The following is a 12,501-nucleotide window of genomic DNA, read 5'->3' as shown; positions in this document are numbered from 1 at the left end:
TCATGAAATTGGATAATTCTTTAAAAACGAACTTGCACTATGAAACTTTAGAAATTCATTCACCAAAAGAAATTGTCAATAATGGAAACGAAGAATAAAATCGTCAAAGATTTTGACACCGTTGCAACCTTTAGAGAAATTAAGAACAAAATTTCCAATGATATCAAGGGTATGACCTTTGAGCAGTTGCAGGAATATCTTGACAAAACCAAGCTCAAGCCACAGAAGGCCGCTGATTAGACTAACCAAGCTGCTCGTCAGTCACACCCCAAAAACCGCGCTTCCAAAGTCGCGGTTTTTTTGTATCCTTACGCCTCTTAAACTTACTCCCTACCCCCATGCTCACCGGCCACGACCTGCTGGCCCTCGGCCTACGCCCTGGCAAACACTTCCCCGAAATCCTGGCCCACGCCAACGCCCACGGCCTGGCGGGCGAAGCGCTGGCCGCCTACGTGGCCCCGTGGCAGCTGCCCGCGCCGCTGCCGCTGCGCGCTGAGCCGCTGCCGTTTTACGAGAATATCCGCGCCAGCTCGGCCGTGGAGCAGCAGAACGTGGAGCAGGTGCGCCGTTCGATGCAGCAGCTCATGCGCGTGCCCACGGTGGTGGCCGGCGCGGTGATGCCCGATGCCTGCCCGGCCGGGCCGGTGGGCACCATTCCGGTGGGCGGCGTGGTGGCGGCTCTGCGGGCCATTCACCCCGGCATGCACTCGGCCGACATCTGCTGCTCGGTGATGCTCAGCAACCTGGGCCGGCAGGACCCGCGCGCCGTACTCGACGCGGCGCAGGCCCTCACGCACTTCGGGCCAGGGGGGCGGCCGCCCGAGCGGCAGTTTGCCCTACCCCCCGACTTGCGCGCCGAGCTGGCCGCCAACCCCTACCTGAACTCGGTGCGCGGCCTGCAAATGGCCCAGGAGCACCTGGGTACGCAGGGCGACGGCAACCACTTCCTGTACGTGGGCACGCAGGCCAGCACCGGCGACACGGTGCTGGTGACGCACCACGGCTCGCGGGGGGTAGGGGCGCTGCTCTACAAAACGGGGATGCACCTGGCCGAGCAGTTCCGCAAGGAGCGCTCGCCCGAAACCGCGCCCGCCAATGCCTGGATTCCAGCCGATACGCCCGAGGGCGAGCAGTACTGGGCTGCCCTGCAAACCGTGCGCCGCTGGACCAAGCTCAACCACGAGGTGCTGCACGATGCCCTGGCCGCGCAGCTGGGCGTGGCCGCCCCCGCCCGGTTCTGGAACGAGCACAACTTCGTATTCCGCGACGGCGACGTGTACTACCACGCCAAGGGCGCGACCCCGCTGGCCGCCCACTTCCTGCCCGATGCCCAGGATGCCCGCCGCATCATCCCCCTGAACATGGCCCAGCCCATCCTCATCGTGGAGGGCGACGTGACGGCCCGCAACCTGGGCTTCGCGCCCCACGGGGCCGGCCGCAACCTGAGCCGCACCCAGCACAAGCGCCAGCAAGCCGGCCAAACCGACGAGGAAATCTACCGCCAGGAAACCCAGGGCATCGACGCCCGCTTCTTCTTCAACCGCATCGACGTGTCGGAGCTGCCCAGCGCCTACAAAGACGCCGAAGAAGTGAAGCGCCAGATTGCCGAGTTCGGCCTGGCCCGCGTGGTGGATGAAATCCGCCCCTACGGCTGCCTCATGGCCGGCGACTGGGAGCACGACGCGCCCTGGAAAGTCAAGCGCCGGGCCAAACTGGCGGCCAGGGAGCCGGGCGGCGAGGAGCAGTTCGTGACGACGTAGGTAGAAATAGGTACTAATTGAACGTCCTGCTCATCTGGTGTCCGCTTGCCGAAGCATCTCGCTCGCATCGTTGAACGATTGGTTTGGTTGTAGTAAAGATGATTAAGTAGCCGGCGCTAATTAGATTATGTTAAATTTGGAGAAATTTATCTTCCATAAATTTCCTACTTGTGCTAAGCAACGATTAACTGCATAGAACAGGGTATCTTTCGTATGATAATCAGCTGGGTCAAGCTGTTCTTTTTTTAATTTGCGCCAAAGCGTTTCCGCCAGATTCAAGTGCGGTGAATACGTAGGTAAGTAAAATAGGTACAAGCCTCGTTCTTCCCAAAAGGGTAGTTGCTGTTGGATAAGCTGGGCTTTGTGCATACTTGCATTATCCAATACACTGAACGTTGGCTTTTTAAGTTGAAAGGATAGCTCTTCTAATTGCGTAAATATGAACTGTGCGTTAATATTCTTTTCGGTCATTACCCAATGCGTTTCATTGCGTCGGTTGAGGAGTCCCCAGATATTTATTTTATAGCCCTTCTCAACACCTGTTGAAACCACTTCTCCCGGAAATTGCCAGCCGTAAGGAACATAACCCGTACTCCAAACATGACTTTCATCTCCGTACAATAAGTCCACAAAACCTTGCTCGTAAAGATTCTCTAGTTCAGCCAGTTGCTCTTTTTTTAGCGCGTATATCTCCGGGCAGGGTTCCCCTTTGCACCGTTTCCTTATGCGTTTATATCGTCCGCCAAGACTTTTAAAAAAGCTTTGCATGTGCGTAGACTAACCGACTTGTTCGTTTCCTGTTCCCATTCCGCTTTGGCCGTTTGGGTACGTTGTCTGTTTGCTTTAATAGCTTCTAAAATAGATTCTTTAGCTGTCTCAACAGCTAAGAGGGCTTTGCGCCCGCGTCCAGGCTTTGTTTTCAGCCCGTCAATACCTGCCTCTTTATAACGTTTTGTCCATGCATTCACACTCACATAAGTCATCGCCGTAAACTTACCTACTTCCTCCGAAGTAAGACCCATCGCTTTTAGCAAAATTACTTCGCATCTGGTTCGAAAACAGGGTGTTTTTCCCGTTCTTGCGCCTTGTTCCAATACTGATTTAGCGGATTCACTCAATAAGGGGGTGTTGACTCTTGACATGGTGCAAAACTAATCAACGTAACATAAACTATTTACTGCCGAGTACTTAGACAGCGGACATCAAGTAAGCAGGACGTTCTGATAATTTGTTTAATTTTGCCAGACTACTTGACCCACGACCTACTGGCGACGTTACTGACAAAAATCCTGAATTAGGTCAGAATAAAAGGTGAAATCAATTTCGATTGACTACTTAATCAGCAAATCAATACAATAAAAATGGGTAAAATTCTTATCAAATTTATTCTTACGGCTGTCCTAACCTATGGCCTGGCGCAGGTGCTCCCCAACGTGCGCCTCGATGGCGTGGGTAGCGCGGCCATTCTGGTCATCGTGATGGGCCTGCTAAATGCCACGGTGAAACCAATTCTCAAGATAATCGGCTTCCCTATTACGGTCCTCACGCTGGGACTTTTCCTGCTGGTTATCAACGTTATCATCGTCAAGCTGGCCGACTTTCTAATGAGTAGCTTTTCCGTGACTGGCTTGGTGAGCACGCTGATTTTCAGCCTGGCCCTGTCGCTGGTAACAACGGTAATAGACATGGTAATCGACTAGCTTACCCGGCTACTCTCAGCCAATAAAAAAAAGGCCCGCGGTTGCAACCGCGGGCCTTTTTTTGGTTAAGCTATGCTGCGCTACACGCGCCGGATATCGGCCCCGAGCGCGTTCAGGCGCTCGTCGATGTTCTGGTAGCCGCGGTCAATCTGCTCCACGTTGAGGATTTTGCTGGTGCCCTCGGCGCTGAGGGCGGCGATGAGCAGCGCTACCCCCGCCCGAATATCGGGCGACGACATAGTAATACCGTTCAGCTGCTTGTGGCGGTCGAGGCCGATAACCGTGGCGCGGTGCGGGTCGCAGAGAATAATTTGCGCGCCCATGTCGATGAGCTTGTCCACGAAGAACAGGCGCGACTCAAACATCTTCTGGTGAATGAGCACCGTGCCGCGGGCCTGCGTGGCCGTTACGAGAATAATACTCAGCAAATCAGGCGTGAAGCCCGGCCAAGTGTGGTCGCTCACCGTGAGGATGGAGCCGTCGAGGTAGGTGCCAATCTGATAGTGCTCCTGCGCCGGCACGAAGATGTCATCGCCCCGAAACTCCAGCTGAATGCCCAGCTTGCGAAACGTATCGGGGATGATACCCAGCTCTGGAATCTGGCAGTCCTTGATGGTGAGTTCGGAGCCCGTCATGGCCGCCAGGCCGATGAAAGAACCGATTTCAATCATGTCGGGCAGCATGCGGTGCTCGGTGCCACCCAGGCTCCCTACCCCCTCAATCGTGAGCAGGTTGGAGCCAATGCCCTGAATGTTAGCGCCCATGCGCACCAGCATACGGCACAGCTGCTGCAAGTAGGGTTCGCACGCGGCGTTGTAGATAGTAGTAGTGCCCTCGGCCAGCACGGCGGCCATCACGATATTGGCGGTGCCGGTTACGCTGGCTTCGTCGAGCAGCATCGAGGCGCCTTGCAGCTTGCCGCCGGGTACGCTCAGGCGGTAAAAATCGGTGCCTTCCATCGTGAGGTGAGCACCGAGCTTTTCGAGCCCCACAAAGTGCGTGTCGAGGGGCCGGCGGCCAATTTTGTCGCCGCCCGGCTTGGGCAGCTGGGCGCGGCCGTAGCGCGCCAGCAGCGGCCCGAGTATCATTACGGAGCCGCGCAGCTCGCGGGCCTGGGCCACGAATTCGGGCGTATCGAGGTAGTCGAGGCGCACATCTTCGGCCTGAAACCGGTAGGTGTCGGGGGCCAGGCGGCCCACTTTCACGCCCATGTCGCGCAGCAACTCAATGAGCTTATTCACGTCCCGAATATTGGGCACGTTGCTGATGGTAACCGGCTCGGCGCTGAGCAGCACCGCACACAGAATCTGGAGCGCCTCATTCTTAGCTCCTTGTGGAACAATTTCTCCGTGGAGCTTCCGCCCGCCACGCACTTCAAATGCAGCCATTTTTTTTTGAGCTGTTAGCTTTTTTGATTTCTGATTAATGTTTTGCCGCCGCTAAAAAAGCCAACAGCTAGCAGCTCAAAATAAGCTACTGCGGTGGCTGCTGAGGCTCGGAGCGAAATTTCTTGCCGCGCTTTTTATCGCGCTTTTTCCCGTTGCCACCACCGTTGCCGAAGCTCGTGCTGCCCTCGGGCCGGTCGATGCGACGGTCGCGGGCGTCGCGGCTGCTGCTTTGGCCACTGGCGCGGGGGGTAGGGGCGGGGGCCGTGGCCGGCAGCGCTGCCAATTCAAATAGTTCTTGGTCGGCCACCACCTGCGCGTCCAGCTTCAGCTGCCCGCCCGATAGCTCGCTCAGGTGCCGAATGATGGTCACGTCCTTGGCGTTTTCCTTGTTATGCTGGCGGTACAAGAACTTCATCGTGCGGCCAATCTGCGCCGCCGCCTGTTCGCGCTCGGTCGCGTCGGTCAAGGTCAATGCCTTGGCAATGAGGGCCTCAATGCCCCGGCCGTAGGCTTTGAGCTTGGGTGCCTGGCGCGGATATTCCAGGCGCTGAGGCTTGGCCTGATACAGGCGCGGTGGTGCCAGGGGCACGGGCGCGTCGAGGGCCACGTCGGTGCCGGCCAGCGCGTGCAGGTGGTTCCAGAGGCGCGTCTGAATCTCGGGCACGTCGCGTAGGCTGGGCCGCAGGCGCAGCATGAGTTGCACAATGCCGGCAGCGCGGCGCGTGCGCTCGGCCACGTCCTCAATCTGAGCCAGGCCCTGAATGAGCTGGTAAGTGCTTTGCCCATATTCGCGCACCAGCAATTGCAGATGGAAGGGCAGGGGGGGGGTAGGAGTCATGTGTAGGTCAGAGTATTTCGCACAGAGTTCACAGAATTACGCGGAGTAAAAACTCTGTGAAACTCCGTGAACTCTGTGCGAAAAAATTATAGCACGCGCAATTTCGCAAAGCTTAGCAGCAGCGTTTTCTCGCCAACTTCCTCAAACTGAATGATGGCCTTCACGGTGCCGTTCTGCTTTTCGAGCGTGGCCACCTTGCCAAAACCAAATTTGGCGTGCTCCACGCGCTGGCCGGCCTGCAAGTTACTCGTGTCGGAGGGTTGGAAGTCGGCGGGTGCCACGTACTTGGTCGCTACCGTCTTACGAGGGGGGGTAGCAACCAGGTTGGAGCGACGCTCAAATACGTGCTGAAACGGCGATTCGCTCACCGCCGGGCCCGCCGCAAATTTCACGTTAAGATATTGCGGGTCAATCTCATCCAGGAAGCGTGACTTCTCGCACGAGCGCAGGGTGCCCCACTGGTAGCGTGAGGTAGCGTAGCTGAGCGTCAGCTTCTTTTCGGCCCGCGTAATGGCCACGTAAAAAAGCCGGCGCTCTTCCTCCAGGTCGGCCCGCGAGGTTATCATCATCTGGCTGGGGAAGAGGTTTTCTTCCATACCCACGATGTACACATTGCGGAATTCCAGTCCTTTAGCCGAGTGAATGGTCATCATTGTCACGGCCTCGCCTTCCTGGGCGGCGTCCTTGAGGTCGGAGTCGGTAACGAGCGCGATATCCTGCAAAAACGCGCCCAGCGACTTGTCCTCGCGCTCGTGGTCGTCCACGTATTCCTTGATGCCATTGAGCAATTCCTGAATATTCTCGTAGCGCGACAAGCCTTCGATGCTTTTATCGGCGTACAACTCTTCAATCATGCCCGAGTTTTTGGCAATAAACTTGGCCGCCTCAAAGGCATCTTCCTTTGCCGCAACGGCGGTGTAACTCTTGATTTTTTCGGCAAAGCCCACCACCGGATTTGATACGCGGGCCGGCAAAAACTGCTCGGCGTTGCTCACTACCTCCCAGAGCGTATGGTTGGCTTCCTCGGCCGAATTAATTAATTTGCTAATCGTCGTGTCGCCGATGCCGCGCTTCGGATAATTAATTACCCGGCGCAATGCCTGCTCATCATTCGGGTTCACCGTGAGTCGCAAATACGCCACTAAGTCCTTGATTTCCTTGCGCTGGTAAAAGCTCAGGCCACCCACAATCTTGTAGCGAATATTTAATTTGCGCAGCGCCTCTTCCATCGCCCGGCTCTGGGCATTGGTGCGGTAAAGAATGGCAAAATTGTCGTAGGACAGATGCAGATTCATCTTGTCCTCGTAAATAGACTGGGCAATTAATTTGCCTTCCTCGTTGTCGGAAGCGGCCTTAATCACCTCGATTAAATTACCGTCCTCGTTGTCCGAAAAAACGTCCTTGCGCAACTGCGCCTGGTTATTTTTAATAACTGAATTAGCCGCCCAGACGATATTTTTGGTAGAGCGATAATTCTGCTCCAGCTTAAATACGTTTAGCTCGGGGTAGTCTTTCTCAAAATTCAGAATATTGGTAATATCCGCGCCCCGGAAGGCGTAGATACTCTGCGCATCGTCGCCTACTACGCAGATATTCCGCTCTTTAGCCGCGAGCTTACGGGTAATTAAATACTGCGAATAGTTCGTGTCCTGGTACTCGTCCACCATCACAAACCGAAATTTATTCTGGTATTTATTCAGAATATCCGGGTGGTCGCGGAACAGCACGTTGGTCTGGAACAATAGGTCGTCAAAATCCATCGCGCCGGCCTTAAAGCAACGCTGCTGGTACTGCTGATACAGCACTCCGATTTTGGGGCGCATCGCCGCCTCATCGTCCTGCTTGATAACCGGGTCGTTGAGGTATTGCTGCACCGACACGAGCTTGTTCTTAGCGGCCGAGATGCGGCCCAGCACCGTGCTGGCCTTGTAGAGCTTGTCATCCAGCTCCAACTCCTTCACAATCTGCCCGATGAGGGTTTTCGTGTCCTGCGTGTCGTAGATGGTAAACGAGCGGGGGTAGCCGATTTTATCGGCCTCGGAGCGCAGAATTTTGGCAAAAACGGAGTGGAAAGTGCCCATCCACAGGTTTTTGGCGTTGGGGCCGACCACCTTTTCAATGCGGGCGCGCATCTCCTTGGCGGCCTTGTTGGTGAAGGTGAGCGCCAGGATGTTGAACGGGTCCACACCCTGCTCCAGCAGGTGCGCGATGCGATACGTGAGTACCCGGGTTTTGCCCGAGCCGGCACCGGCGATAATCATGCAGGGGCCTTCCGTTTGGAGGACGGCGGCGGCCTGCGAGGGGTTTAAAAGCGCGTGATAATCTAAAGCCATACGAAAAGGCCGCCCCGAAGGCGGCTAGCTGACAAAGATAAGTTGGAGGGGGGTAGGGCGGTATCTTTGTGCTACCGTTTTTAGGCAGAACTACCACCTGGTGGTCCTTTGCTAACCGTATTTCAGCACCGATAAATTCGCCCTATCCCATGATTGTCATCCAGAATACCGTTATCTCCGACGATGTGGCCGAGAACTTCTTCGTCTGCAACCTCGATGCCTGCAAAGGGGCCTGTTGCGTGGAAGGCGACCTCGGCGCGCCCCTGGAGCTGGAAGAGCTGGAAATATTGAAGAGCGAATACCCGAAAATTGAGCCTTTCCTGACCGAAGCCGGCAAGCAAGCCATTGCGACCCAAGGTCTTTACATCGAAGACTGGGAGGGCGATTATAGCACCACGACCATCAACGACCGGGAATGCGCTTACGCGCTTTACGACGAGCGCGGCATCCTGAAATGCGGCATCGAGCAGGCGCACTTGGCGGGGGCTACAACCTTCAAGAAGCCGATTAGCTGCCACTTATATCCCATCCGCGTCACGAAATACGAAGGTTTTGAGGCCCTCAACTACGACCGCTGGGACATCTGCTCGCCGGCCTGCTCGTTTGGGGCCAAGCTGGGCGTGCCGGTGTATAAGTTTTTGCAGGAGCCACTTGAACGCAAATATGGCGCAGCATGGTACGCCGAGCTGGCCCGGGAGATTGAAAACCCAACAATATCTTAACTATCAGTCATTTATCATTGCAAGCGTAGCAAAGCGGAGCGCGGCAATCTTTCCTTTGTCGTTGGGATAGCAATTCTGACGTGAAGGAAAGATTGCCGCGCTCCACTTCGTTACGCTCGCAATGACAGAGAGCAGGCTACTGTATAAATACCGGCCGAATGAGGTTTTCAAACGTGAAAATCTCGTCCCATTTTTCCTGACTCAGCAACTGGCGCTCGGTCACAGCGATGTCGTGGACTGATTTGCCGGTGGCCAGCGCCTCCTTGGCGATGCTGGCGCTGGTTTCGTAGCCGAGCACGGGGTTGAGCTGGGTTACGATACCGATGCTATTGTAAACCAGGTTGGCGGCGTGCTCGACGTTGGCGGTGATGCCGAGCACGCACTTTTCGCGCAGCGTGCGGCAGGCATTAGTCATGTAGGAGATGCTGGTGAAGAGCGCGAACGAGATAACCGGTTCCATCACATTGAGTTGCAGCTGGCCGGCCTCGGCGGCCATCGTCACGGTGAGGTCGGCACCGATGACGTAGAAGGCCGTTTGGTTCACCACTTCGGGCACCACCGGGTTCACTTTGCCGGGCATGATGCTACTGCCGGGCTGCAAGGCGGGTAGGTTGATTTCATTAATGCCGCAGCGCGGGCCGCTGCTGAGCAGGCGCAGGTCGTTGCATATCTTGCTCAGCTTCACGGCCGTGCGCTTGAGCACGCCCGAGAGCTGCACGTAAGCGCCGGTGTCGTAAGTGGCCTCAATGAGGTCGCCGGCCAGGCTCAGGTCGAGGCCCGTGATGGTGCGCAAGTGCTTGGTTACGAGGCCCGCGTAGCCGGGCGGCGTGTTGATGCCGGTGCCAATAGCGGTGGCCCCCATGTTGATTTCAGCGATGAGCCGGCGCGAGTCGTCAATGCGCAGCAGCTCTTCGCGCAGGTTGGTGGCAAAAGCGTTGAACTCGTCGCCCATGCTCATTGGCACGGCATCCTGGAGTTGGGTGCGGCCCATCTTGAGCACGTTCTCAAACTCCTGGCCCTTGGCAAAAAACGCGTCGGCCAGCTGCGAGAGCGTGTCGCGGTAGCCGGCCAGCTTATTATTCAGCGCTATGCGAAAAGCGGTGGGGTAGGCGTCGTTGGTTGATTGCGAACAGTTTACGTGGTTGTTGGGGTGGCAGTACTGGTACTCGCCTTTTTGGTGGCCCATCATTTCCAGGGCCACGTTGGCGATTACTTCGTTGGCGTTCATATTCACCGACGTGCCGGCCCCGCCCTGAATCATGTCGGTCAGAAACTGATTGTCGAACTCACCGCTGGCCACGCGGTCGCAGGCTTGCGCGATGTAGTCGGCAATGCGGGGGTCGAGTACACCCAACTCCTTATTGGTCAGCGCCGCGCCTTTTTTCACGAAGGCCAGCGCCTGCACGAACAACGGCTCGACTTTAATCGGAATGCCGGTGATATGAAAGTTTTCCAGCGCCCGCAGGGTCTGAATTCCATAGTAGGCGTCGTTCGGAATGGGCAGTTCGCCCAGGAAATCGTGTTCGAGGCGGGTGGGAGTCGGCATGGGGGGTAGGAAAAAATGAGCGAGCTTAATCTTACGGTGCCGACTGCGATAGGGAGGATTTCAAGGCAAAAAAGCCTGCCGGGTTAGCGGCAGGCTTTGGGGATGGCGCGGACGAAATTGCCCGCGAAGGGCGCGGAAGAAACGCGGAAGCTACCGGCGCGGTTAGTGCCAGGTATCGGTCACGCTCTGCGTGCTGCTGCTGGGCGTAAGCGAGTTATTGGGGTCGTTTTCCCACAGAATATTCCCCGAGCCATCCCGGCGGAAGTACTTGTACAGCACGTTAGTACCAGTGGTCAGGGGCACGGTCACGGTCCAGTTGGGGTAGGCCGCGCCGCTGAGCTGAAGGGCGTTGGCCGTGTTCCAGGAGCCCAGCTGCGCGGTGCTGCCCACCAGGTACAGGTTCTGGCCGCTTACGGTGTTGCTGTAATTAATAGTGAACGTTACCGAAGTGGTGCCGGTGGTGCCCGTGCCGCTGCCGCCGGGTACCCACACGGCATACGAGCGGGCATTCACGGGGAAGGTGCCGAGGCCGTTGGCGTCGGTGGTGACGGTGCCGGTGGTGTTGCCGGTGAGGTCGGTGAGGATGGCGTTTTTGAAGGGGGTAGCGAGGGATTTGCTGGCGGCATTGCTGCCGTCGTTGAGCAGCTCCAGCAGGCCGGTGTGGCCCGCGTCGCCGGCCCGCGAGTAGGCATACACGTCGGCATCGTCGGCGCTGGTGTACTCGTAGCCCGAGCCAAAGCCGTGCGCCTGCCGGATGCCGATGAGCGTTTTAATCTGCGCGCCCAGACCGTAGTTGTAGTAGTCTTTGTAGAATACGCAGGGGTAGCCCTTCTCGCGGGTCAGGATGTAGCTATAGGCCAGCAGCTTGAGGTTGGCCACCGGCGAATAGAGCGCGCCGCCCGTCTGGTCGGTGTCGTGGTTGTCCACAAACGAAACCGACAGCGCGCCGTTGGCCTCCGTGAAGCCCGCGAACTGTAGCCCCCGCATGTCCCAGGTGCCGTTGCCGTTGCTCATATCGGCAAAAGTGTAGTGCAGCGGCACGTCGAACAAGCTCGTGCGGCCGCCCGTGGCCGCGGCGTAGTTGTTGAGGTCGCTCAGGTTGCGGAACCACGCCTCGCTCACCGCGAAGCGGCCGCTGCTGCCCTTCACGTTATCCAGCCACGAATTCACGAACGAGGTGAGCATGTGCTTGGTCGCGTCGAGCCGGTAGCCATCGAGGCCCAGCGTCGTCGTCATCCAGTTGCCCCACTTAATGGTTTCATTTACCTGGTTCTGGTCGGCGTAGCGGATTTCCGAGCCCAGCAGGTTGTCGTAGGCGTCGCCGTTGGCGTAGGGCTGAAAATCCCAGGCATTCCACTGGTACCAGCCGTTGTTGGGGGCCTGCTGAGTGCCGTTGAAATTATAATAATGCCATTGGTAAGTGCTGTACTTATTGGCCCGGCCGGGGTAGGTAAAGCTCGTGTACACGTTATAGCTCGTGCCGCCCACCGTGAACTGCTCCTGCGCATCGGCCGAAGTCAAGTGGTTCATTACCATGTCTTCATACACCTGCACACCTTGCCCGTGCAGGGCCGCGACGCAGCTTTGCAGCTGCGCCAGTGTGCCGTAGTGCGTGGCCACGGTGCCCTTCTGGTTGAACTCGCCCAGGTCGTAGCGGTCATACACGCCGTAGCCCACGTCGTTCGCGCCGCTGCCCTTGTAGGCGGGGGGTAGCCAGAGGGCCGTGATGCCCGCGCTTTTCAGTTCGCTGGCTTTGCCGCCGAGCACCTGCCACCACGTCTGGCCGCTGGTGGTCTGGGGCACGTCCCAGTAAAAGCCCTGCATCAGCACGCCGTTCGCGGTGGTCGCGGTGGCGTTGGCGGCAGGGGAGGGGGTAGGGCTGGTGCTTGGAATGGCGACTTCCTTGGCGCAGCCGGCCAGCAATAAAAGCGCCGCCGCGCCGGCAAGGCGCGTGGTTCCGGGTAGGGAATGCAACATGGTATGGTAGAGAAAGGTGGGAAAAAGCTGCTGCAATGTTAAGCCGGAGCCCGCGCTTTTTACTGCGCTAAAATTTATATTTTTTTAAGTGAAGATAAGATGAGCATTCGTTGGCCGGAACGTAATTCAGAAAGCGGTTAATAACAATTAGGTAGCTATTTAGAGTGCCTGAATGGCTTAAAACCGACGTTGCAATCAAAAATAAAATCGCAAACGTTTGCGGATTCCGTCTGCTCC

General features: G+C 57.0%; 9 protein-coding genes and 1 pseudogene. 3 read left to right on the top strand and 7 right to left on the bottom strand.

Features of this window, described 5'->3' with window-relative positions:
- Window positions 1-338: 338 nt before the first annotated feature.
- The gene (locus tag A0257_04320) at window positions 339-1,760 is read left to right on the top strand and encodes an RNA-splicing ligase RtcB (protein ID AMR26403.1); all 1,422 of its coding nucleotides are present in this window, start codon (window positions 339-341) and stop codon (window positions 1,758-1,760) included.
- A gap of 120 nt (window positions 1,761-1,880) precedes the next feature.
- Here the strand turns inward: A0257_04320 and A0257_04315 are convergent, their stop codons facing one another.
- Window positions 1,881-2,312, bottom strand: a complete 432-nt coding sequence (locus tag A0257_04315; GenBank protein AMR26402.1) for a hypothetical protein — start codon at window positions 2,310-2,312, stop codon at window positions 1,881-1,883.
- A gap of 170 nt (window positions 2,313-2,482) precedes the next feature.
- A complete protein-coding gene (locus A0257_04310; GenBank protein ID AMR26401.1) occupies window positions 2,483-2,782 on the bottom strand; it encodes a hypothetical protein in 300 nt (99 codons plus the stop codon).
- Window positions 2,783-3,121: 339 nt separating this feature from the next.
- On the opposite strand from A0257_04310, the gene A0257_04305 reads away from it, so the two are divergent.
- Window positions 3,122-3,460: a hypothetical protein gene (locus A0257_04305; protein ID AMR26400.1), complete on the top strand. Its 339-nt coding sequence runs from the start codon at window positions 3,122-3,124 to the stop codon at window positions 3,458-3,460.
- Between the two features lie 80 nt (window positions 3,461-3,540).
- Here the strand turns inward: A0257_04305 and A0257_04300 are convergent, their stop codons facing one another.
- From A0257_04300 to A0257_04290, 3 genes are all read right to left on the bottom strand, one after another.
- Entirely contained in the window at window positions 3,541-4,848 is a 1,308-nt protein-coding gene (locus tag A0257_04300; GenBank protein ID AMR26399.1) for a UDP-N-acetylglucosamine 1-carboxyvinyltransferase, read from the bottom strand.
- An 85-nt stretch (window positions 4,849-4,933) separates the two neighbouring features.
- The gene (locus tag A0257_04295; GenBank protein AMR26398.1) at window positions 4,934-5,650 is read right to left on the bottom strand and encodes a hypothetical protein; all 717 of its coding nucleotides are present in this window, start codon (window positions 5,648-5,650) and stop codon (window positions 4,934-4,936) included.
- A 122-nt stretch (window positions 5,651-5,772) separates the two neighbouring features.
- The gene (locus tag A0257_04290) at window positions 5,773-8,019 is read right to left on the bottom strand and encodes an ATP-dependent DNA helicase (GenBank protein ID AMR26397.1); all 2,247 of its coding nucleotides are present in this window, start codon (window positions 8,017-8,019) and stop codon (window positions 5,773-5,775) included.
- A 149-nt stretch (window positions 8,020-8,168) separates the two neighbouring features.
- On the opposite strand from A0257_04290, the gene A0257_04285 reads away from it, so the two are divergent.
- Entirely contained in the window at window positions 8,169-8,741 is a 573-nt protein-coding gene (locus tag A0257_04285) for a hypothetical protein (protein AMR26396.1), read from the top strand.
- Window positions 8,742-8,877: 136 nt separating this feature from the next.
- Here the strand turns inward: A0257_04285 and aspA are convergent, their stop codons facing one another.
- Both aspA and A0257_04275 read right to left on the bottom strand, forming a co-directional pair.
- Window positions 8,878-10,287, bottom strand: coding sequence for an aspartate ammonia-lyase (aspA, locus tag A0257_04280; protein AMR26395.1), 1,410 nt, complete (start codon window positions 10,285-10,287; stop codon window positions 8,878-8,880).
- A gap of 480 nt (window positions 10,288-10,767) precedes the next feature.
- A pseudogene (locus A0257_04275) lies at window positions 10,768-12,264 on the bottom strand (hypothetical protein).
- Window positions 12,265-12,501 lie beyond the last annotated feature (237 nt).

Source organism: Hymenobacter psoromatis (genome assembly GCA_001596155.1).
Taxonomy (GTDB): Bacteria; Bacteroidota; Bacteroidia; order Cytophagales; family Hymenobacteraceae; genus Hymenobacter.
The sequence above is the reverse complement of the archived record's forward strand: the minus strand, read 5'-3'. Positions and strand labels throughout refer to the sequence as shown.

Excerpts from the sequence above, each read along its gene's own strand:
- A0257_04320 (AMR26403.1), top strand. The coding sequence starts at position 339 with ATGCTCACCGGCCACGACCTGCTGGCCCTCGGCCTACGCCCTGGCAAA.
- A0257_04310 (AMR26401.1), bottom strand. The coding sequence starts at position 2,782 with ATGGGTCTTACTTCGGAGGAAGTAGGTAAGTTTACGGCGATGACTTAT.
- A0257_04305 (AMR26400.1), top strand. The coding sequence starts at position 3,122 with ATGGGTAAAATTCTTATCAAATTTATTCTTACGGCTGTCCTAACCTAT.
- A0257_04300 (AMR26399.1), bottom strand. The coding sequence starts at position 4,848 with ATGGCTGCATTTGAAGTGCGTGGCGGGCGGAAGCTCCACGGAGAAATT.
- A0257_04290 (AMR26397.1), bottom strand. The coding sequence starts at position 8,019 with ATGGCTTTAGATTATCACGCGCTTTTAAACCCCTCGCAGGCCGCCGCC.
- A0257_04285 (AMR26396.1), top strand. The coding sequence starts at position 8,169 with ATGATTGTCATCCAGAATACCGTTATCTCCGACGATGTGGCCGAGAAC.
- aspA (AMR26395.1), bottom strand. The coding sequence starts at position 10,287 with ATGCCGACTCCCACCCGCCTCGAACACGATTTCCTGGGCGAACTGCCC.